This window comes from Bacteroides sp. PHL 2737, assembly GCF_004115325.2.
Classification (GTDB): Bacteria; Bacteroidota; Bacteroidia; order Bacteroidales; family Bacteroidaceae; genus Bacteroides; species Bacteroides hominis.
In genome coordinates this window covers 3,556,898-3,578,663 of sequence record NZ_CP040630.1, presented here as the reverse complement: position 1 = coordinate 3,578,663, position 21,766 = coordinate 3,556,898, and the positions used below count along the sequence as shown (strand labels likewise).

At 35.2% G+C, this 21,766-nt stretch carries 18 protein-coding genes and 1 pseudogene; 12 read left to right on the top strand and 7 right to left on the bottom strand.

Annotated elements, in window-relative coordinates; translation table 11 throughout:
* Positions 1 to 43 precede the first annotated feature (43 nt).
* From DBK98_RS14650 to DBK98_RS14625, 6 genes are all read left to right on the top strand, one after another.
* Positions 44 to 265 (top strand): hypothetical protein, encoded by a 222-nt coding sequence (locus tag DBK98_RS14650; RefSeq protein ID WP_005805881.1) that lies wholly within the window; start codon positions 44 to 46, stop codon positions 263 to 265.
* Between the two features lie 26 nt (positions 266 to 291).
* The gene (locus DBK98_RS14645; RefSeq protein ID WP_005805879.1) at positions 292 to 924 is read left to right on the top strand and encodes a hypothetical protein; all 633 of its coding nucleotides are present in this window, start codon (positions 292 to 294) and stop codon (positions 922 to 924) included.
* A 67-nt stretch (positions 925 to 991) separates the two neighbouring features.
* Positions 992 to 1,258 carry an LPD11 domain-containing protein gene (locus tag DBK98_RS14640; RefSeq protein ID WP_005805876.1) on the top strand — a complete coding sequence of 89 codons (267 nt, stop codon included), beginning with the start codon at positions 992 to 994 and terminating at the stop codon, positions 1,256 to 1,258.
* Between the two features lie 378 nt (positions 1,259 to 1,636).
* Positions 1,637 to 1,927 (top strand): hypothetical protein, encoded by a 291-nt coding sequence (locus DBK98_RS14635; RefSeq protein ID WP_005805872.1) that lies wholly within the window; start codon positions 1,637 to 1,639, stop codon positions 1,925 to 1,927.
* Positions 1,928 to 2,473: 546 nt separating this feature from the next.
* Positions 2,474 to 2,734 carry a hypothetical protein gene (locus DBK98_RS14630; protein WP_005805868.1) on the top strand — a complete coding sequence of 87 codons (261 nt, stop codon included), beginning with the start codon at positions 2,474 to 2,476 and terminating at the stop codon, positions 2,732 to 2,734.
* Positions 2,735 to 2,744: 10 nt separating this feature from the next.
* Complete coding sequence (locus DBK98_RS14625) at positions 2,745 to 3,161, top strand: hypothetical protein (RefSeq protein WP_005805866.1); 417 nt, start codon at positions 2,745 to 2,747, stop codon at positions 3,159 to 3,161.
* Between the two features lie 141 nt (positions 3,162 to 3,302).
* On the opposite strand, the gene DBK98_RS14620 is transcribed toward DBK98_RS14625, so the two are convergent.
* Positions 3,303 to 3,998, bottom strand: coding sequence for a hypothetical protein (locus DBK98_RS14620; RefSeq protein WP_005805864.1), 696 nt, complete (start codon positions 3,996 to 3,998; stop codon positions 3,303 to 3,305).
* Positions 3,999 to 4,758: 760 nt separating this feature from the next.
* Between DBK98_RS14620 and DBK98_RS14615 the strand changes: the two genes are divergently transcribed.
* The gene (locus DBK98_RS14615) at positions 4,759 to 5,376 is read left to right on the top strand and encodes a GGDEF domain-containing protein (RefSeq protein WP_157173556.1); all 618 of its coding nucleotides are present in this window, start codon (positions 4,759 to 4,761) and stop codon (positions 5,374 to 5,376) included.
* A gap of 23 nt (positions 5,377 to 5,399) precedes the next feature.
* A complete protein-coding gene (locus tag DBK98_RS14610) occupies positions 5,400 to 6,539 on the top strand; it encodes a radical SAM protein (protein ID WP_032536676.1) in 1,140 nt (379 codons plus the stop codon).
* 590 nt (positions 6,540 to 7,129) lie between these two features.
* Here the strand turns inward: DBK98_RS14610 and DBK98_RS14605 are convergent.
* The 6 genes and pseudogenes from DBK98_RS14605 to DBK98_RS14580 all read right to left on the bottom strand — a co-directional run bounded on the left by DBK98_RS14605 (position 7,130) and on the right by DBK98_RS14580 (position 16,897).
* Positions 7,130 to 7,498: a hypothetical protein gene (locus DBK98_RS14605; protein WP_005805856.1), complete on the bottom strand. Its 369-nt coding sequence runs from the start codon at positions 7,496 to 7,498 to the stop codon at positions 7,130 to 7,132.
* A gap of 114 nt (positions 7,499 to 7,612) precedes the next feature.
* Positions 7,613 to 8,606, bottom strand: a pseudogene (locus DBK98_RS14600) (transposase).
* Positions 8,572 to 8,955 carry a hypothetical protein gene (locus tag DBK98_RS14595; RefSeq protein WP_005805853.1) on the bottom strand — a complete coding sequence of 128 codons (384 nt, stop codon included), beginning with the start codon at positions 8,953 to 8,955 and terminating at the stop codon, positions 8,572 to 8,574. Before DBK98_RS14595 ends, DBK98_RS14600 begins: the two are co-directional and overlap by 35 nt.
* 100 nt (positions 8,956 to 9,055) lie before the next feature.
* The gene (locus tag DBK98_RS14590; RefSeq protein WP_005805851.1) at positions 9,056 to 9,652 is read right to left on the bottom strand and encodes a hypothetical protein; all 597 of its coding nucleotides are present in this window, start codon (positions 9,650 to 9,652) and stop codon (positions 9,056 to 9,058) included.
* A gap of 15 nt (positions 9,653 to 9,667) precedes the next feature.
* Positions 9,668 to 10,246: a hypothetical protein gene (locus DBK98_RS14585; protein WP_005805849.1), complete on the bottom strand. Its 579-nt coding sequence runs from the start codon at positions 10,244 to 10,246 to the stop codon at positions 9,668 to 9,670.
* Between the two features lie 3 nt (positions 10,247 to 10,249).
* Positions 10,250 to 16,897, bottom strand: a complete 6,648-nt coding sequence (locus DBK98_RS14580; RefSeq protein WP_033572486.1) for a hypothetical protein — start codon at positions 16,895 to 16,897, stop codon at positions 10,250 to 10,252.
* Between the two features lie 1,221 nt (positions 16,898 to 18,118).
* Here DBK98_RS14580 and DBK98_RS14575 point away from each other — a divergent pair.
* The 4 genes from DBK98_RS14575 (at position 18,119) to DBK98_RS14560 (ending at position 21,718) form a co-directional block, all read left to right on the top strand.
* Positions 18,119 to 18,313, top strand: coding sequence for a hypothetical protein (locus tag DBK98_RS14575; protein WP_005805844.1), 195 nt, complete (start codon positions 18,119 to 18,121; stop codon positions 18,311 to 18,313).
* A 62-nt stretch (positions 18,314 to 18,375) separates the two neighbouring features.
* Positions 18,376 to 18,597, top strand: a complete 222-nt coding sequence (locus DBK98_RS14570; RefSeq protein ID WP_005805842.1) for a hypothetical protein — start codon at positions 18,376 to 18,378, stop codon at positions 18,595 to 18,597.
* Positions 18,598 to 18,605: 8 nt separating this feature from the next.
* Entirely contained in the window at positions 18,606 to 20,369 is a 1,764-nt protein-coding gene (locus DBK98_RS14565) for a ParB/RepB/Spo0J family partition protein (RefSeq protein ID WP_005805840.1), read from the top strand.
* Between the two features lie 491 nt (positions 20,370 to 20,860).
* A complete protein-coding gene (locus DBK98_RS14560) occupies positions 20,861 to 21,718 on the top strand; it encodes an RteC domain-containing protein (protein ID WP_005805838.1) in 858 nt (285 codons plus the stop codon).
* The last annotated feature ends 48 nt before the right edge of the window (positions 21,719 to 21,766 follow it).

Below are 21,766 nucleotides of genomic sequence, written 5' to 3'. Positions count from 1 at the left end.
TATTCCGCTAAAGAGTCAAGTACAATAACTTAAAAAAAAGAAGATGAACAAATTCATGATTTCAAAATTCAAGAGTGTTTGCCAGGAAACAGGCAAGGTTATTTCAAAAGGTGAATACATACTGTATGATACAGCCAGTCGGAAAGCGTACAGCTCCCAATCTAAAAAATACAAGTCAGAACAGGAATGTGTACAGACCGCAGCTTACATACAGGCACAGGAAGATGCCTATTTTGATAATTTTTGTAACAAGTACGGAATATAGATCATAACCCATTAAAAAGAAACATTATGAAAACAATTTATTTACAAAGACAAGGTAGCAGCAATAGTTACAATACCAATAACTGTATTAACAGCCAATTAGGGTTCTACATCGGGATACAGCCGATAACAAATGATAAATATCATGCATCGATCGTATCACGGTACAATCCAAAAGAAGATGGAGAACAAAGGAAGAGAATAGAGATTGAAGTGGTTGCTCCATCATTGCCGGATGTATTCAGACGTATAGAGAAAGAAATCCAAAAGGAATTATCCGAGGATATTATCATAGCCGACACGATAGAAATGTACTGCCATGACAACTATTGCTATTTTAAGGTTGAAGATAAATATTTGGCTGTATGCTTCTATGAAAAATCAACCGAAACAATAAGGCTATATCCCGAAAATTATTGTCTTGTTTCTTTCAAACACAAAGGCACAAAGGATTATCTGCAAATGGACAGTGCAACGTTGAAATTTCTTCCTATCCTTGAAGAACAGGCCGCAGAACATGAGAAAGAAAAGAATTGGACTTGCCACCAAGATAAATCTGAAGATTTCCTCCGGGAACGCTTCGCATGGCTAATCGGAGAAAGTATTAAGAAGGAAAATAATAATGTGAAATTCTGCATTGTGGATTCTCTGATTAGATAAACCCTCCCAAAGGCTGATGTAACAGTCAGCCTACTATAACAAATTGTATAAACGAACATATTTTTCAATGAATAAAATGACAAAAAACAATATAGCAATGATAAACAGAGAACCGGGGTTCAGATATCGTCTTTTAAGCCGGTTACAGAGCGATTGTGATTATTATTTAGGCAACGGCAACAGGTGTAAAAAACACCTGTGGGCCGGTGATGAGCAAGAGCAAATCAACCTAATGATAGAACTGCACAACAGTTTCGGACCGGATAAGAAGCCGGAGTGGTTAACAATGGATGAAATTTTAGAATACCGTAACAAGATGGTGGCTACCACCTAAAGAAGAAATAAACAAGAAAGAACTATTATCACGAATTGAATGGATGCTTTCCTATAATGACGAGGGAGATGCGGGGGTATATTCTTTTAGTAACAATCCGGAAATATTAAAGATTACCTCCAAAACTTATGTGAAATGTTTGAAAGGTGGAACAGTTGAGTTCTTTCTTTCAGCTCCGAAACAAATTTGTCACCGCCTCTATGAATTATATCGCTCCGACTATAGAATAACTACGGTAACAACATATTCATACAAACTATCGCTTTATAATTTGAGCGCTAAAGAGCTTACCATGATATACATAGCGATGAAGCCTTATTGCAAGCATAACGGGAAGCTTATTTATAAATAAATAATCAAATAAAATCAATAACAGATATGAAGACTATAACAATTGGAGAGATAGCACGGATAGCAAGCGGGATTAACTGCAAAATTATCAGTAACGGGAAAGTACATTTCCACCAAATGCGGGATTATAATACTGAAACAAAAACGTTTGCGAAGAAAGATATGACTGATCTAAATAAAAATGCAGTATCCCACCTTTTACAGAAAAAAGACCTGCTAATTACGGCTAAGGGGGCAAAATTTTATTGCGCAATCTATAATTGTTCCGGAAAGAAGGCCGTAGCTTCAAGTGCTTTTTTTTGTAGTGAGAATTTTTGATAAAAGAATAACCCCGGAGTATTTGTCCTGGTTTCTTAACCAACCCGAAATAAGCCAAACACTCATTCAATGGAAAACAAACTATTTTATCTTAAACAAAGACGCAATAGCTTCACTATCCATACCTCTGTTAGACAGGACTACCCAGGACAATATCCTTACTTTATACAAAGAGCAGAAAGAAGCGGTAAAATTACAAGAGAAAATCTTTAAAGAGTCACAATCAAATATTTTAGCACTAATCCGAAACGAAAGCTGATCAGTATTTGTAACGAATACCTTTCGCTTTCAGAAAGTAAACCATTATTTATCAACTTACTAAAGTTTAAAATGAACATGAAACTAAAAAAATCAAACTCATCCTGCATCATGGTATTATTTGGGGTTCTGTTGTTTTCTCACTGACTTACCCATCAACTTGGGTACATAGTAGTAATATCTTCCTCCGTTTTCTGCCGACATGCCTGAGTGCAATCGGTGCAACTTTGGCCATATCGGATATAGTTAAATATAGAAAAAGTAGAAACAAAAACAAATAATCAGATTATGGAAGTAATAATAGAGTCTATCCTTTGCCGGTGGAACGAAGATGTAACAGAGGCATTTTTCAAACTATTGAATGTATGTCTTTTATCTTGTGGTGAGACAAACTTGCGCAAGGCAATAACTGAACTGAGAGAAACAGATCCCAGCATTGATAAAAACTTTGCTTTTGGCTATGGAGCGGCCCATCTTTGGGTACACCAACGTCCCAATGACAGTCCCAAACAACAGTTACCCAATAGATTAATAATCGTTCGTTTTTAAATATCAAGTTATGAAAATTACAAGAAACAACAATCAAGAGATAGAAATTAAATATGTAAAGGTTGAACTTCCTATCCGTTATGGTGAAGAAGATATGCCCAAAGATTTTCCGCTCCGATACGAGGTCCCAACTGATGAAAGCGGATACGACTGGTGGAAAGCCACCATTGAGATCGACACCGGAAAGATACTTGAATGGCCTTTAGGGAAGGTCGGCAAGTTCTACATTAAGGTTTGTGACGAAGGTTCTTATTTTTTATTGGACGAAAGCCGGAATATAATAGCTGCCATTGAGATCAATTATGTCCCGAATAGGTTACTACCACCGAGAGACGGTTACGGAGATTATGTAACTTTTAAAATCCAAGCTAATGGCGTAATTTCTAATTGGTACAAAAACCCATTATTAACGGATTTTCTCGATTGAGTAAGTTCCCGGACTGATATGGCAATCGGTCCGGGAACATGTTGTCCACTATTATACAGCAGATTTATAGAAAAAAGTCCCCAAAGGAAACTTCAAAAGTTTCCTTTGGGGACTTAATAATAAACGGCTACAAGAATTTAATTAATGAAGGCCAGCCGCTATTATATTAAAGGTTCGGGGTGAACCTGTATTTTTAGTGAATACCCTTTTGTCTCCCATGACTTGTATTTTTAACTCCGAGGTGTAACTTTGCTGGTTTGCTCCAAGACTAACCCGTATCCCGTTACCTCCTTGTGCGGCAGCCACCTGGCTCATCGCATTTTGTATTACGGAGAAAGTACAATTATAAGTATCCATTATTTGCTGGGATATACTTAACGGAAGAATAAAGGTTATGCCCGAGAATGTACTTCTCAACTCCGTTGGTGCTGCTGGCGGATTGGTTGGAAGATTCGTATAACGGAATCCCATAAACTGGAATAAAGCCTGCGCATTTGCATCATTAAATCGAAGGGAACGAGTATCAGAGAAACTATTAAAAATAGACTGCAACAAGATTACTGTTGTTTCGGTTTTATAATACACAATCCCCGCATAACCATCAGATAGTACCGCATACCCTTTATAATACAGGTTATCATCCATTCTGACGGCATTCGCCAAATCATTTTTTTCCACACTCGTCAGTTTACTAAAGGTCGTCACTTCAGTTTTTCCGGCTCTGGTAGAGATCTCGTTTTCACTTTGGTCGTTATGGCCAATTCCATCATTAAAATATCCATCATTACAGGACATGCACACAAGTGCCACGAATAAAAACAAAGCTAACTTTCTCATAATATTGATATTTAAAAGTGAATAATTATAAATGCAAAGTTAGCTGTCAAAAGTAAATTAATGACATTTTATCCGTTAATTTAGTACAACGCTCGTTATACCTTAAAATCAATAAAAAGCCATTTTAGCAGTATTTGATAATTAAAATTAAGTCTATAGCATAATATAAATTTCTTTATATACAATGTTCATTCTACTTACAAACACGCTAAAATAGATATGTTAAACATTCTAAATCAAAAACCATTATTAATATTTTTGTATTCATTTATCCTTCTTCCCAATAAATAGATCAATATGATTCAGAGTTTTTCTTGGTGCTTATAGTTGAGTTTAAACATAACTAGAACGTATTTAGAAAATGGATAGAACGACTATAATTTTACCCGTTAATTCGATGAATTTAGTTACTACATCCATATCAAGAGTGATTTAGCTACAGAGATTGAGGCTAGTTTGCTGTGAGTATGGAAATTCACAGGAAATAAGCTCTGGTAATAAGTGGATTTTTTGTTTTGACTCAATTCAGTCAGAATAGTATTCAAATATGTACAATTATTCAGCGAAATAGATATTTTGAACTTATATTCCTGTTTTTCCTTGGTTAATCAATTTCTTTTCAATAAATTTCCAACGCATTTGTATAACCTGCAAAATAAGTAACGATAGAAGTTTGTACATAATGAAAATAAAAAAGGTTGATGGAAGTAAGTAACTGTTTCTAAATTTAATGTTCACACTTAAAGCCATTGAAATTACTATGTTAACAACAGAATATGTATCAAAATACCAATTTAAATATGGAGTATCCTTATTTATAGATCTAATATTATGCATTTTTTTTATATTTTGTAACAAAACGGTTTCTCTTCTTGCGCTAATCCTTGTTTTCTTGTTACTTAAAATCGTATTGTGTCGGATCTCTATAAGACAGGAACGAAACAGAGAGTATAGAGATCTTTTGACTGGATTATATAACCGTAACTATCTAGTTAATAAATACCTGAAAGGTACAGAAAGTAAAAAAGCCACCTCCTTAGTAGTTCTTGATATTGATGATTTTTCACAGATAAATTCAGAGAAAGGATATAAATATGCTGATAGAATCTTATATCAGGTTGCAGAAATTATGTCCAATGTTTTTAAGGATGACTATATTTTTAGATTTGGCGGAGATGAGTTCGTTATAATGGGGTGTTCTGAGGTGGGTATATATGCCAATAAGGTCGAAGAACTAAAAAAGAAGTTAGCATCTAAGAATGTAAAGATCAGTGGTCTGCATACGTCTCTTACCAGTAGCAGCAGCAAGGGGGATCTGATCTACATGGTAATTGATAAAATGATAAAGAAAAAGAAGGAAGAGAAAAATTTTTTATAAAAATATTATTACAATATAATATTATGTGGGCAAACAAGAAACAACAGATAGAAGCATTATCTCAAAAATACAATTACTCAATATTTGAGGTATTTTTGGTGGAAATTCAGCGGCATGGAGTAAATCTAAAAAATTATAAGGAATGTAACATCTTACCTAAAGAATTGAAAAGAGAATATAAACATTCTACTTTGATTGTACAGGCTAATTCTTTTACTTTTACTCTTTCCGATCCATATAATGAGGTAAATCCGGACAATTGTTACAAAACGCCCTATTCTGTAGAATATAAAACTGGATTTTTAAATCTTTTCTATAATAATGAACGGATTGATATTTTCAAAACTTTTCGTTTGATAGCTATTATAGGAATGGCATCTGACTATTACTATCCTTTCAAAAAAGAAGATGGTTCGCCTATCAGGGAATATATGGTGTTCAATCCATATAAAAATTGTGCAAATAGGTGCAAAGGGTGCAGTAGACTCTCTTTTTTCAAAAATAATGACTATAAGAAAACTACCGTAGATGTATTGGAGAAAATAAAACAGGAAACTTCCCTTACGGAGGTAAAATTTGTTAATTTGATCACAGGGACAGTTTCCAGTCCTGACGATAATTTAAGTTTGTTTAGATATGTAATTGGCAAATTTAGGGAAAATGGGTATATCAACAGTTTTGGGGTTTATACGAGCCATATATTTAATGTAGAGCAATTGAGAGTCCTAAAAGAGGATGGAGTTGTGATGTTTACCTATACAACAGATATTCTGACGAACGAGGGTAGAAAAAGAATATTAAGTAATACTAGAGATAAAATAAGACAAGGCGAAGATAGTATACTTGATTACATTGTGACTCTAAAAGGACTATTTGCTTATGTCAACATGAACTTGATACTTGGCTACGATAAAAGGTTACATTTAATGAATATGTTGAGAAGAGTGAAAGAAACAGGTATTGGTGTCAACCATTATATTCCTCGAATATATCTGAGTGAACAAGACCATTTATTATCGAATGATGCAAAGGAACTGGAGTATTTCTTGGAGTTATCATCCTTTATTGAGCGAGATATAAATAAAAACTCTCAAAATACAATGCAACATTTTTTTGAAAAGAACTTGGCTATTCCTAAATTTCAGAATAGATTTCGTTCGTAATTATTAGTTAATAGAAAAAACATTATGAATATTCCGAAAGCTAAAACTCTTGAATCTAACTGTGTAAAGCGAATAAACAGAAGATTTAGGTCCCCCAAATATGATATGTTAGAAATTTCTTTATGGGGAAGCTGGCAAAATTATATCAATATAGTGATTTGCCTGTTAGCTTGGAAGATTCTTAACAATTAAAATGGATGATATTGTTTTTCTTATTAATCAATTAAAAAGCGACCTGGAAATAAAATATAGTAAATACAAATCTTTGATTGTGAGGGTCCAAAACTGATAGAAAAGCATGCTCTGTTTGATATTGATAAAGAATACTACAAAGATCTATATGAATTTGGAGTTCCAAGCATGCGAATGGTTGATAGTAGTTTCGTTATTGACTTTCCTCCTATTTTGATGATAAAAGATTGTCGAAAGTATTGGCACTATACAAAATGATGGACAGTGCCAAAGTATTTCATCCCCTGTAATCGCCCAAATATTTTCTTTACAAAATATCCATATTTCCCCCTTGGAGCGCTAGTATTTTGTGAAAACATTAGTTCTTGGTAAGTCCCGATAACTTGAAAGCTGCAGGATTACTTAACATCCACAAAAAGCACAAATATATAATTTCCAGAACCTGTCTTTCCATTGATAAGAAGTTTCTGTGCCCTTCCGGTGAAGTTACAATCAAATAAGGAAAATAGCAATTCTTTGGTTAATTTACGATCAAGCGGGCTGATAATATCCTCAAGCAGCAAGGTGTTATATCTCAGCTCGCTTGTCTTCAGGTACATTTCAGTACGTATACGGTCACGATACTCTTTTTCAGTCTCTACCAGTTTAGCCCCGAAATTACCCGAAAGCATATCCTGTACCGGAAGTTGCAGAATAACCTTGTAGGCTTCGGACCTCCCCTTGTGTTTGACGCATTCCAGCTGGATGATTGTCTTTTGATTGTTCATGGTTCTATTTTTAGTTATAATTAGATGCACCCCGAACATTATCGTCATTAATCGGGTATATACTGACTATCATAGGAGCAGTACATATTAAGGCGCATGGTAATAACCCTGTGTTTAAGCATAGATATTGCAGAGGCGGAATATGAAGAACTTGGTATCGTTGACGCCGTGCAGTTTGGCTCTGAAAGCCTTGATTTTTGAGTTTATTGATTCGGCAGAGGCGTTGGTAGAGCGGTTGTTAAAGAAGTTGAGTATTTCGTCAGAGTGTTGGTAGAGTGTAGCGGCTATGGTGTTGAATGATTTGAAGCCGGAGTCTGCGACTCGATTGTACCAACGGGCGAGATTCAGACGTGCGCTGTCTTTGGTTGATTGTTTGTTGAATATGACCCTGAGGTTTTGCGATAGCCAATAAGCCTGTTTCAAATCAGGGTAGAGATCGAACAGTATTCTGGCGCGTGTCCGTTGGGTGTCAGTCCAATTTTCAGGTGATTTGAATAAGACATAGCGCCCTCTTGCCAACAGTTCTTTGAGCGTATCTCCATTCTCTATACGTTCCGCTGTATATTTTCGCCCTTCAAGTTTCGCAGCCTCTCTGGCTATCTGTTTCGGCATTGATGGCCTCCCAGCGGTGCTTTATGCGTATTTCCTGGACTGCATCCAAAGCAAGCCTCTGCACATGAAACCTGTCGATTACCCGCGATGCCCGCGGAAAAGCCATACGGCAGATTTTATGCATGCTGTCGGACAAGTCAAGCGTTATCTCGGTGACTTTATTGCGTAGCTCGCTTTTTATTTGACGCAAGGCATGTATGACGGTATCGGCTTCCGTGCCGAGTACTATGGCTACAATGGAGTTCTCTCGACCGTGAGCCTCCTTATTAGTCACGATTGTATATAGCTCTCCGCGACTCAAAGAGGTTTCGTCGATACTCAGATGCGGCCCAATGTTTTGCGGAAATACCCGCCATCGTTCGGCATGAAGCCCCTCTGCCGTGTCTTTCCATTGCCAGTAACCGCTCAGATGACGCTTATACTGGCGTTCAAACAGGTCTCCGTCTATATCGAAAAAACATTCAAGAGAGCGGCCCGTAATCGGGTATTTGTCCAAGCATATCTTTTAAAAAAGCCGCAAACTCTTTCGAGAAGCGGGTACCTTCGGCCACTAAATCCCAGCGTCTGCTGACGCTTTTACCCGTCTCAACCTCAATCCACCGGCGACGCTTTACATGAAACGACATCTTACGCCCTCTGACCGGATAATCCCTAACGATGCTCTCTTCATAGAAACCGTTAGACCGAAGCTGTCCTGACTCGTAACCGAAAACCCCATTATTCCGTTCCTCCAAGGTTACGTCAAGCCTTTCTGTGGTTTTATCTACCTTGACCACCTCAAAGTATTCAATCATTTCTTCAGGCAGAAGACATTCAGCCAGCTCTATATAAGCATTCTTTTCCATCGCACTGCGTTTAGTGATCAAAGATAAGTGTTTTACTACATATACACAGGGTTATTACCATGCGCCCATATTAATGCACCCTCATAATTATGTTTCTTAACTATTGCTTATTAGTTTGTCCTATTTCACCTACTTCCTCAACCGAAAAATCTGTATTTTCCGGCAATGAATGGGAATGGTTTAGTATAAATTCATGTTGTTGGTCTATTTCTCTATTAAGCTTATTTATTGAATCAGATAGTTGCTCAATTTTATCTTCAGAATCTACTTTTCCATGTTTAATATCAAAAAAGGAGAAAATCAAAGATAAAATACTGAAAAATATTGTAACTCCCAACGCTACACGAGCAATCAACATTGAATGGTTGTTATCACATTGTTGTTTTCTATATACCAGTTGATTATACTGGCTTTGGAGTTTTGTTAAATGGATTTGAGTATTTTCTACATACGCATATGCAATATTTTTCTTTTCCTCAGTTTTTTCGCTAAGATATTCACGATAAAATTCGTGATATTTGGTTGAGAATTTTTCGATAAGACTATCATATTGTTCTATGCTATCTTCCAATCTTTTATCATCGCTACTTTTTTTTAACTCTTTGTATGAATTGGATAGCAATTTGGATTGGGCAATCAAATTGCTTTGTCCATCTTTTCCCTGATATTCTTCTGACAATGTACTTAATTTATTCATATATATAATTTCATTTTAGGGTTGTTCCGGCCATGGTAAATGTTCTGAATCTGGATCAACTGCATACCTATTCACTTTGGCAATCAAATTAGTTTTAAATTCTTCGCCTTCTTCAATAATAGTCTTGGCATCAATTATCTCCCAAGTAGCTTGGGGCACTTTCAGTAAGTCGGTAATTGTATGCTGTGGGTTGGTGTCCCTTATTGTACTTATTCTATTTGAACAGGTTTCATAATGTATGGTAGTGAATATAACAGGAGTCGTATGTTTTTTTGCTTTGATAAAGTTATTAAAAAAAACTTCTCCTGTTATACTTCCCCTGCCTTTAGTATTTTGTTTTAATTCAAAATCAATTATGTATAATGAAATCTTTCCATCTCCGTACGAAGCTAATTTTTTTTCAAATTCTTCTTTATGTTTTTTATATTCACTATTTGAATCATCCATTGAAAGTTGTATCATAGACCGGAACACACGAAACTCTTTAACATTATTTATCTCCGGAAATACTCTATATAATCCGGTAGTTAATAACATACTTTTAATTGCTTGAAAGTGCCCATACACATCTTCTATTATTACAATATTTTTCATGACTTAATTGAATTTTAAAGGAATAAATACTGAGAACCATTCACCTTTTGTCTCTACATATAGATTGTGAACATTCTTTGCTTTTTTCAATACATTATAAACCAAATTTAATCCGCTGTTCTTATTTTTTCTAAGTTTCTGCATAAAATAGTCGGATGATTCTTCTTTTTCACTATAGTTGTTGGAAATCACGAGATATGGCATATCCTGATTTTCTTTATCTGTTTTGAAATCAATCACTATTTTTAGTCGTGACTCTTTTGTAATTTCAGAATAGAATTCCGTGAGAATATGCTTTCTTATATTATAGATTATTTCAAAAACTATTTCTTCAAAAATGTTTTCCTGGGGAAATTGTACTCTCAAATTTAATTTATGATTTGGAATATTGTTGATAAATTCTACAAGTTCATCGACTTCATCTTCGTTGTCAATAACATCTGTTGAGTCACTATAAAAATTGATTATTAGCTTATATTTTTTTTCAAACTTATCTGCGATTTCCTTTAAGCTATATTCTGTACATTGAACTTCTTTTATTTGTAATAGATCTATTTTATAAGTCAAATGCAATATCGCCATTTTAAGATATTTTTTGTTAATATCATCTTCTACATTTTGCAAATATTTATTTATTGATTTCCTGTAAGTGCTAAGCCCATGCTTTAAACTTACCCTATAATCTTTCTCATTTACTTCTTCAATATATGCTTTATATGCATCAGTTACATATTTTCTTTTTAAATAAGTACTGATTTCATTACGAAGTATATGTGCATACCTTATATTACAGATACTACTGAAGTTACGCGGACATTTCTCGTCCTCGTTTATTTCCTGATCATCATAGAAAATGAATACGGCTTCGCCTTCTAATTTTTCATCTTCTTTATGATAGCTTGATATGCGAATAAATAATATCTGTTTTGCATTTGTCTTATCTATCTGCTTTATATCGGAATATTGGGATATATTAATAGGTATTTCATCCTGGCCTACCCACTCGTTTCCTTTTTTAGTTATATAATAATTAGTCCATGTATACGTTTCGCCATCACTTTCTTTGAGGTAGTTTTTTCCGTTCAAAAATTTGATAGTAAAACTATCTAATGGTATATCTTCAAAACTATTAGCAAGGCTTTCATCTCCGGTTTTTCCAATTACAATATAGTTGTTTTTTTCTAGAATCGAATCTAAGTCTTGGTATTTATATAAGAGGAATGCTCCGCCCCATTTTTCTTTTTCTGTACCTATGGTAGTGCCAACTATTTGGGACAAGTCTTCCACAAGTTCATCTTCCTGAAAAGGATTCTTTTCTTCTGATTTATTTTTATTTCCCTGTTCTTTAATTTTTTTTTCTAATTTTTTTCTGAGATCATATACTTTCTGAAGTCTTTGTATTTCGTGTCTTCCTGCAAAGTCGATAAAGTCAAAGGATCTTTCGTCATTTTCAGTAATGACGTTTTTTCCCTTGTCCCGAATTGTCGAATAGGTTTCTTCTTCTTTATAATTTTTAATTGTTTGGTGTATAATATTTGTATTCTCGAGAATTACTAATTCGAGGAATGAGGTATCTTGGTTTTTTGCTTTACTGAATACTTCCCTGAGATTTTTCTCCAATTGGATACTGCGTTGTTCATTATTGTGGAGGGAACGTATAATATGAGCTGCACAAAATATTTTAAAATTTTCAAACGAATAGCGCATCTTGAACTTAAATTTATTGTATAGCGTTTTGTTATGGGTTTGTTCTTCGGAATGTGAAGTATCAATGTCAAATACAAGGCCTAACTGATTGCTGGGTTTTGTTTTTTCTTCTATTTTTTCAAGATTTATTTCTCTAAAGGCTATAACGAGTTTATTGATAGCTTCAAGGAAATCTTTATGCAACAAATAAGCTATATTTAGAGAACTTGCGTATTTTACAAGCACTCGCAGGTAGTTTACGGTATCGATATAGGTGTCTATCTCCTTTGCTGTCTCCAGTTTATCCGGGTTTTCTGCTTTTTGTAATATGCGGAAATCTGTATGACTACGATTTTTATCTTCTACTTCGTCTTCTAGTGATAATATTGCTTTTGTGGCAGCAATTAAGTCGTTGAGTATCCAATAGAATACTGAGATTAATACTCCTCGATGTTTTTTAAAAGACTGTTCAGAGAGTACCTTTATAAGGTTTGCTTTAAATTTAAAGTCATTTACTACTTTTTCTGAATAAAGTTCCTGTGTCTCTTTCTTTTTTAGATTTAGCTGTTTATTTTCTACAATATATTGGCGTAATGCATTAGTGAAAGCATTAAAATTGAGATATTTGTCTTCATTATTTTTATCGGGCATTTCCTTTTCGTACAGCCGACTTATGGATTGTGCTTCGGATTTACTCTCATCGTATGCTACGAATGGACTTTGTATGTTACCTGTAGCTATGAGCGTCGGTATTTCCATTTCACCAACGGTTTTTTTTTCAGCCTGTGCTTTTGCATAATTATCTTCATACTGGGCGAATCCCTCGTTCAGAAAGTTAATAAGTACGGTTTTTAGTGTTGTACTGCGGTATTTTTTTTTCTTATAGTGCAAGTCTTCTTCCGTTAAATTATCTTTTTTAACGGTATGATAGTATGGTAACTCTTTTAATGCAAAGTACTGTTTGATGCAATCTAATGATACCCGGTCTATCAGTGCTTCATATTTCTTCTTTTCTTCGCACAAAGGGCATGGTATTATAATACTTTCAGACACCTTGAAGTCCACAAATGAGTAAATACTTTCGACGTTTTCTCCATCATTGTTTTTTGCAAGGCATTCCACAATAGTATGATGACTGTTAAAGTCCATACGGTTAATCATGCAGAATACTCCGTTGATACGCTTTTTCCTGTCTGGAGTTTCTGATTTATTCTGAGCATCTTTTATAATGCTGTCAAGCGATAAGAATTGCTTACCGCTTAGCATGGAGTTATCTACAAAGTATATCCTATCTGCTTTCGCAATGGTACTTTTGAAGAATTTATCAAAATTGAGGTAATGGTCGCTGTTTTTGTCGAAGCGTAGTACCTCTGCCTTGTCTCCGAAAATTTCTCGATTGATTAGGTTAATAAATCCTCCATTTTCGCCTTTATCGGGAGCTATAATTAGGATATTGGCTTGAGAAAATGTTTTCTCAACTTCTTTTTTAATATCTTCTCTTGCCCATGTTTCTATGCGGCTTTTATTCTTATTGATGAAATCAAAATAATGGAGATAGTAATTATAATGCTTATTGTCTCCGCTATAGTGTACCCAATGTACATTACTAATGATTGCAGACTTAGTAGGCGCTTTGGTAGCATCGCCATCTTTATCGAGAAGAAAATAGGGCTTATAGGAGAGCTTATTGGGCTGATACCATTGGGGGGCGCTAAAAATAAGAGACGGGGTAACGGAAACTTTATCAGTAACGAACAGCGGACGTTCTTGTACGGGATCTGCCGGAAAGCAATGCTTGCAGTTTCCGGGCTGCCGCCACTTGGACTTTATATAGAGTGTAAAGTGATTCCGACGTTCTTCGTTTTCTTTTCTATTTCTTGTTGTTATAATCTTCTCAGTTGTATCAAATTTTTTCCAGCATTTGTCTATTGCACTGAAATCCATTCCTGAGTCTTCATCTCCTTTATTATTTTCTTTGTTGAGAAAATGCTTTTCTATATCCTGTATATCAAAGGGTTTATCATTATCATTACCTTCTGTGCCGTTACCATCACCTACTACTACAATGGTGTAGAAAGGGCTGAGGAATGTAAAGCGGTCTTTGTGATATTTTGCTTTTTCTTCTATTATCTCTTGCTCTTTTTTATTTGAGTTTTCAATCTCTTTTATTTTATTTTCTGACACAATTTCATAAAATGCATTTTCTATTCTCAGACAGGTGGTAAGCGTAGATGAAATGGGCACAACAATTATAAGATTTTCTCGGGTCTTCTTGTCTTTTCTTGTCTGAAAATTATGTATATAGTCGGAGAATGATATGTTGATGGTATCTTCTACAATAACATTTTCTATTTCTATCTTGCCCTTAAGGTGCGGATATTGTTCTATAAAGAACTGTATAAAACCACTCGCGCGACTGACGAGCAACTCTGAGTACCGTCCGTAGCCAATAAGTGTGTAATAGTCGTTTTCTTCACATTCTTGCGGCTGGTTGATTTTTTTATTTAGCTGTCTGAGAATGTCTCTTGCCAGGAGGAAGGCAAAAACGGATGCATTTCTGCTTTGTTGAAACATTTTTTTGCCATAAATAAAATCGTCAAGATGGAGTTTTGAACTGATTTTGAGGTGCGTTTCGTGCCAGTTGTATCCGCGCTTGTTCTCATCATTATCGTCAATAGAATCATTGAGCTCGTCCGTTACCCGTTTTTCGAACAGGGTAATTCCTCCCTCTGTGTAGGGTACTAGAGTGTGTATTTGTTCAAAGAATTTTTCACTATAGTTCGGTGTATTGGCATCGGTGGCGCTTGTTGTTTCTTGCCAGTAAGGAAGACAGAAGTCTTCTACAAAACTAAAAGGTGTTCCCTTTTCTTTAAGACTATAATTTATCTGTATGCAGTTTTCTTGGCTGCTTCCTGAAAGGAGCGCAAACTCGGCTTCGTCAGTAAGTATAACGATGTCTATTATAGAAGGTTTCCGCCTAAAATCATTAAGTAATTCTTTTGCAAGCCATTTTGAGGCATTACCTAATACGATAATTTCTATTCCTGGCAGTGGTTGGTTGATTGCCCGTGATACGGAACTGAGGTCTTCGCTACCGTCGAGATATATAACAATCATCCGTGTGGTTTCTGTGATGGTTTTCCACGTATTTTGTATAGAGTATATCTCCCTGTCACTAAGTTCTGCCAGCTTGTATTTTTGTTTATCGGGCAGTGGTAATAACTTTAGTGGCAATAAGGACTCGAGTGTTGTTTTGTCGATGGCTTTTTCGGGCTCGCTCCTGGATCTATTCTGGAGTTGTACCATTGGCTTTTCGTTATATTTTTTTATCGGAAGTATCACGTTATAGGCTGTCCCAAAAGGATTTTGTGAGTTTTTTATTGTTGGTTCCGTACAGTTTTCGGGGTCGGGGTATGCAAAGCTGATAGTTTGAGAGACTTTGAGGGCAGAGCTTGTCTGTAAACTGAAAATACCGTCTCCGTTTGTAACAAAGCGGGTAAAGATGGAGAGTCCACGGCTATTTTGCGCAGCATGTTTTTGTCTTTCGAGCATGGGCTCAATACTAGTATTATAGTACATATCGAATAGCAACTTTGTTTCTGCCTCTTTATTGTTATTGCATTGCTGTAGTTTTTTCGATATGGTTTCGAAGTCTTTTTTCCTGATCTCCTCTGTTATTATATCTGTTCTCCACTCTGACCGAAGCATATTTTCGAGTGAAGTTTCAAGTATCCCTTTTTCACCTCTGTCAATGACTGATATGTCAAGGTATCGCTTTTCTTTTTCTGCAAATTGAAGGTTTTGTGTCTTACTCTTGTAATTATCCCATAATCCAGCATTTTCCGATTCGTTCTTAATATGTGATAATGATTCCTGAGACAGAGTTTTGACCGTAATTATCCCGCTTTGGTACTGGGTATGATCTACAATATTCTTGGCGAGTTCGTATATACCTTTATATATCTCATCGACAGTGTTGAATTGTTCCTTTAAGAATGTGACGTATTTTTCAAAGTTCTTCTCTTCGGCTATCAGAGTCTTATTTTGGGTTTTATCTGATGCCTCCGGATTATTTGCTTGATGTATTTTTATATAGTTTTCCCTGACAAATTCAGCGTTGAGTAGGGGTAAGAGTATAAGCGAAAAATAAACAGGCCTGCTCTGTATATCGTTCAAGATGCTTTTTTGAATATAGGTAAAATAAGGTGTATGGTGGTAATTATCGGATTTGTATTTGCTGCTGTCATACAGGCAGTGTATATTGTCGAGCAGCTTATAAAAGTGTGTTATGAGGTAAAGCTCTCTGCTTTCATGTTTTATCTCTAACTTCTCTATATGTTTTTTATAGAATTGTTTGTATGTACATTTTCCAATCCTATAAATATTATTGTTATAGCTGAGTAATTCTTTTGTTGTCTTTTTAAAATAGTAATCAAAATTTTCTTTGTTTATTACTACTAACGGCAGGTACTTTTCAGAGATTTCTGCTTTTTTTACGGTAGAGGTATTGTCTTTGCCATATTGCTTGATATCATCATCCAGATAACTGCAATAAGTAAAAAAATCAAGGTTCTCTTGCGAAAGTAGTCCAGAGGTGGAGAGGTGAAGAAATTCAAATGCCGAACCGTTATATGCATGACCAAGGATTACAAAATTACACTGTAAGCCTTGATTAAACAAATAGAGGGTGGATATAAAGGTAGATATGAATCTTTCAAAGTTTTGGGGCAGTATTATATAGATGTGGCTACCATGGTAATTATTTTGATTTATCCAGTTGTAGAGATGTAGGAACCGAGTATTTTCAGCATCACCTATTACAGTGGTTGTTATATTGATCAGAAACTCGGTGTTTTCCTGATTGGCATGTATTTTTAAAGATGTATCATTGGTCTTGAATACGGATTGCAATGATAATGCAATTGGAATAGTCTTTTTCAGACCTGTTATAGTTGTGTATTTCATATCGTTACTTAAGTTTATCCTTTTTATTATTTAGTAATACTCTCTGTTCTTACATCTGTTATATTTATGTTTTTTATTTTATCAAATCTACTTTTATGTTGTACATAATCTTACTTCTCCCAAAAATAGATTTTTTTTTTTGTTTTTCATCTTTTTACTTAAAAAATTATTATTGTCATATGAATTTTATAGCCATTTTCTTGAAAATGTCATTATTCAAGGGAAAATTAGTCTTTATTTTCCATTCCCAACTTTTCTTTTATAAAATCTCAAAGGAAAGAAGGAGGGGGATAGTTGGCTCTCAAATGATGTAATTCCATATTATATACTTCTTGTTAATAATAGTTTTACAAATAATAAATAAAATCAGAACTGGCAAAAATAGTATCACTATTTATCAGATAGTTTTATGGAAAAGTTTGAATTTTATTTAAGTTATTCAAGTTTAGAAAGTTGAACTATCAAGTTTTAATCTTCAAATATCACACACATGAGAGAGTTCATCAAAATATCTTCATCAGTTAGGGCAAATAGATTTGCTATAGCTATGACAACACCTCAAATCACTCCCCATATTCTTTCGGTGATCTAGAGCTACAAAAATCCATTGGTTGCTTCCTCAAATATTTTTCCTATTGTCGTAGTCATTTCCCTCAAAACGACACTTTATACAACCATTCTCACCGATTTTTATCATTCCCAGATAATCGCATGGTATATGCCAGTAACGGATAAACTTGATGATTGCTCCATAATCAAACCAGCTATTTGCCAGATCATTGCGAAAATGGAGACCTTTGCTAATACTACAATCTGTATGAATTTAAAATTTCAAGCGTACAAATGGTTAGTGGCTGCCTTATTGAGTATAAATCTTATATTTAGAATTTTTATACCAGGTTATTCAAACATACATTTTTATATTGCTTCTCATATTTACCTCCCTTTCACAATGGAATATTTCTATAGTTGGATCTAATTACAAAATTCCCACAGAAATCGGTTGATAAAACATTGTCGAAGGTATTTCATCCCCTGTAACCGCTCAACTATTTTTCATAAAATCTCCAGACCTCCCCTTTGGGGTGCTAGTATTTTATGAAAAATAGTCGCTCTTGTTACCGGAGATGACCTTCTGATTGCCAATGTTCTTCTCAACCGATTTCCAAGAGGAAATTTTAATGGTTGGGGGAGAGCGATAAACGATATAAACAAAAAGATATGGAAAAAAGAACATTCAGACACACGCATTTGCAGAACTTGACCTGTGAGATTGTCGAACCTACCAACAAAGGGTACAAAGTGTTACAAACAGAAGTATTTGCCGGTCGGAGGAAGCCTAAAACAATAACGGCCTACTACTATGACGCAGATTTCAAAGAAGGTGGTCTTTGGAAAGAAATAAAAGCCGAATAACAATCCACCAAATCCAGTAATAACCAAATAGGCAGAGCAATCTGTCTAATAAAACTTTTGATATGTTAGAAGAAATCAAACAAAATGGTATAACCATTCTTCATAGCACGGATGCAGTCTCTATCCCTGTTATATTCAACAACCTTACAGGAAAGAACTTCCAGGGTAACGAATACCATGACTATATTAAGTATGTGGCTATTGAGTCTATGGGATTCACATTCGGGAAGATACAGCTATACAGAGACGGAGAACAGATAGAAGAAAGTGTAATAAGAAAATAATAAATAACATGGAAACAACAAATATCATTCAGCAAATCAACTTATCAGATATTCAGACAAGTAACTTTATAAATCACCGAAAAAGATTTTCAGAAAACGAACTGATGGAACTTGCCGACAGCATAAAAAGGAATGGAGTTTTACAAGCTATTCTGCTTCGTCCTTCCGCCGATAGTGGTTATGAGATCATTTTTGGAGAGAGACGATATAAGGCTGCATTTTTAGCCGGATTAAATGCCATTCCTGCCGTTGTCCGGGAAATCAGCGATGAAGAAGCAATGGAGATCGCCTGGGTTGAAAATGTGAAAAGGCAGGATATCACCCCACTTGAAGAAGCGGACTTTTATCAGAAGCTCTTGGCGACCGGTAGATATGATATAGCTTCTTTATGTACCCAATTGGGAAAAAACGAGGCTTATATCCGCATCCGACTGAAACTCAATAGTTTGATAATAGAGTTTAAGGAATTATTAGAGAATGAAGTTTTAAATATCGGCACTGCTTTTGAACTGGCTAAATACACAGAGGTTCAGCAGGAAAATACATATAACGATCACTATAAAGAAGAAAACAGTATGCAAAGTTGGAGAGGATTTCCGACAAAGGAAATTATCACCCGTCTAAAAAATGTTTTGACATGCAAATTGGATAGCTACAATTTTGATAAGACAGACTGTTATAGATGTTCCAGCAATACCAATAACCAATCCCTTTTCCCTATCGAGGGAGAGTGCGGAAGCTGTTCAAACCTTGCTTGTCTTAAAATTAAAAATACACGTTTTTTAGTAGATCGGGCAAAGGCGATTACAGGTTCAAATCCTCATTTGCAAATCTGTCGGCAACACTATCAATTCAACGAGGAAGCAGTAAACCAGTTGGAAACAGAAGGATATACGGTTACACCAACCGATTATCTTCCTCAATATCCGATAGCACCGGTTCAACCCCTTCCCGAAGATTACGAGAATACTGATGATTATAACGCAGACCTAAACGAGTATAATACCGAGTATGACGAATATAAAGGATCTATTGACAGAGACGGAAACACTCATATTGTTGAATATGACGAGGTATTCAGCTTAATTTTACATGAAGGAGAAGAATTACAAGAAGTATTGGTCGCACATATCTGGAGAACGTTCGATGGATTCATTTGGAAAAGTAAAGAGCTTTACGAGCAAAACTATCCCCATCATGTTTTTATTGATATGATAAATGCAATAATGGCAAAAAAGAGTAAAGGGAAGGCAAAAAAGAATATTTCAAAATCAGCAGGTATTAAATGTGCTCATTTTAATTATCTGGGAATGTTTAATATGATTGCAGGGGCACATGTTCTTCCATTAATATTTAATAATACATGTTGGTCATGGCAATATATATCCGAATCATTCTTAGCCGCAGGTATAAGAGGATATGTTGGTACAATATGGGCTGTAAATAATGAAGTTGCTAAAAATGTAGCTGAAACATTTTATGACAACTTATTTCAAACTACAGTTCTTGACGCATTACAAAAATCGCTATCTCATACAAAAGGACAGAAAGATGAGAATATTTATATGTACTGGGGAGTACATTTTACTAAATTAAATAAAGGGGTATCAATAGACAATACTCGGCAAACTATCGCAGGCCTACTTATGAAATCCTACAGTTCTTGGACACACAACTTTAATAAAACCAATAACAAGGACATTAAAGAGAATATAAGAAGAATAATGAACTTTATATCCAATTTACTATTCAAAGACTTTAGAAAAGAATGAGCTACTCTCAGATTCCCTTTTCTTAATTTTCGTAAACAATAACTATTTATACTTTGTAAAAGCGGAGGGGTGGACATTACAAGATATATCTGTTAGGATTAAGTGATTCTAGTTTTGTTACCCCTCTTTATCATTTTCCGAATAATAATATTAGGTATAACATCAGATATATGTATAGCTTCTACTTACATTTTAACACATGATAAATATATGTTTCTCAACATATTTACATAACCAATCGATTCAGCTATAACAATTTATCCCGTTTAAAATTCCATCTACATGATAGGGATAAAATGATTTCCATTTTATCTCATTTAGCTGCATGCAGCTAATAACCGATCGATATCGCACCCGGCAACGGTATAACGCATAGTGTATTCTTACGGAAAATAATATTAAATTTATAATTGGGCATTCGCAAAAAAACGAAAAAACAAGTCTCATAATATCTGAACAAAAATCTTTTTGTTAACATAAATTCGATTTTGATGGATAATAAACTAATTGCTTACTATTCTTCCGCAATGCAGCGCGTCACTAAGCAAATCTCCGAATTTGACCTGAACCGGGACAATCTTATTCATGATTCACGAACCATGATTACCTTCCTTAAAGAAGAGCTCACTCAGCTTAAACAATTCCTCTTCACTTATACCTTTGAAAATGAAATGGAAGAAATAGATTTTTTCAAGTGTAAGAAACCCGCCATGTTGAGCTGGCTCATTTACTTCAACAAAATCTACTGGATCGAAACCAATGCTCCTTCGTTCAATGAAGAAATCCGTAGGGATTATTATCTCAGCCAGCTTCAACCGCTAAAAGAAGCATTTGAGAAAGATGCCATTTTCTACCAGTACTATCGCTCCGGTGCGACGCATTGCGACACCTACTATTTCCTTCGTGGACAATCCGATGTGAATATCTATACCGAATCATTCTTCTTCGATTATGATATCAGCTTCTCTACTTTCTACGATTACAAGATCGCCTGTCTGCTTGCCAACGAGAAACTCTTCACCTTCCTCTGCAATCGGTTGAAGAGTCGCAGCACCACCCATAATGCACAGGAAGAGATCAATCGGTTGCTCGGAGCAAAATACCAATGGACGGAAAGTATTGCCGCATTGGTACAATTGATCTATGCGCTCCATGTGGTCGGTTGTATCAACAATGGCAGGACGGAAATAAAAGAGTTGGCCGCATTATTTTCCACTGTGTTCAATGTCGATCTCGGAGATTTTTACCACTCCTTCATCGCACTCAAAAACAAAAAAGGTAATCCGACCGCATTTCTTGACAGCCTTGTCCGACGATTGAAGGAATATATGCAAAGAGATGAAGACTGAAAGCAATGAAATTCGTCCGGCACTTTGATTATTCATCATTAATCCATA

Excerpts from the sequence above, each read along its gene's own strand:
- DBK98_RS14570 (WP_005805842.1), top strand. The coding sequence starts at position 18,376 with ATGTTAGAAGAAATCAAACAAAATGGTATAACCATTCTTCATAGCACG.
- DBK98_RS14580 (WP_033572486.1), bottom strand. The coding sequence starts at position 16,897 with ATGAAATACACAACTATAACAGGTCTGAAAAAGACTATTCCAATTGCA.
- DBK98_RS14575 (WP_005805844.1), top strand. The coding sequence starts at position 18,119 with ATGGAAAAAAGAACATTCAGACACACGCATTTGCAGAACTTGACCTGT.
- DBK98_RS14560 (WP_005805838.1), top strand. The coding sequence starts at position 20,861 with ATGGATAATAAACTAATTGCTTACTATTCTTCCGCAATGCAGCGCGTC.
- DBK98_RS14625 (WP_005805866.1), top strand. The coding sequence starts at position 2,745 with ATGAAAATTACAAGAAACAACAATCAAGAGATAGAAATTAAATATGTA.
- DBK98_RS14615 (WP_157173556.1), top strand. The coding sequence starts at position 4,759 with ATGTTAACAACAGAATATGTATCAAAATACCAATTTAAATATGGAGTA.
- DBK98_RS14565 (WP_005805840.1), top strand. The coding sequence starts at position 18,606 with ATGGAAACAACAAATATCATTCAGCAAATCAACTTATCAGATATTCAG.
- DBK98_RS14605 (WP_005805856.1), bottom strand. The coding sequence starts at position 7,498 with ATGAACAATCAAAAGACAATCATCCAGCTGGAATGCGTCAAACACAAG.
- DBK98_RS14585 (WP_005805849.1), bottom strand. The coding sequence starts at position 10,246 with ATGAAAAATATTGTAATAATAGAAGATGTGTATGGGCACTTTCAAGCA.
- DBK98_RS14630 (WP_005805868.1), top strand. The coding sequence starts at position 2,474 with ATGGAAGTAATAATAGAGTCTATCCTTTGCCGGTGGAACGAAGATGTA.
- DBK98_RS14650 (WP_005805881.1), top strand. The coding sequence starts at position 44 with ATGAACAAATTCATGATTTCAAAATTCAAGAGTGTTTGCCAGGAAACA.
- DBK98_RS14645 (WP_005805879.1), top strand. The coding sequence starts at position 292 with ATGAAAACAATTTATTTACAAAGACAAGGTAGCAGCAATAGTTACAAT.
- DBK98_RS14620 (WP_005805864.1), bottom strand. The coding sequence starts at position 3,998 with ATGAGAAAGTTAGCTTTGTTTTTATTCGTGGCACTTGTGTGCATGTCC.
- DBK98_RS14590 (WP_005805851.1), bottom strand. The coding sequence starts at position 9,652 with ATGAATAAATTAAGTACATTGTCAGAAGAATATCAGGGAAAAGATGGA.
- DBK98_RS14635 (WP_005805872.1), top strand. The coding sequence starts at position 1,637 with ATGAAGACTATAACAATTGGAGAGATAGCACGGATAGCAAGCGGGATT.
- DBK98_RS14640 (WP_005805876.1), top strand. The coding sequence starts at position 992 with ATGAATAAAATGACAAAAAACAATATAGCAATGATAAACAGAGAACCG.
- DBK98_RS14595 (WP_005805853.1), bottom strand. The coding sequence starts at position 8,955 with ATGGAAAAGAATGCTTATATAGAGCTGGCTGAATGTCTTCTGCCTGAA.
- DBK98_RS14610 (WP_032536676.1), top strand. The coding sequence starts at position 5,400 with ATGTGGGCAAACAAGAAACAACAGATAGAAGCATTATCTCAAAAATAC.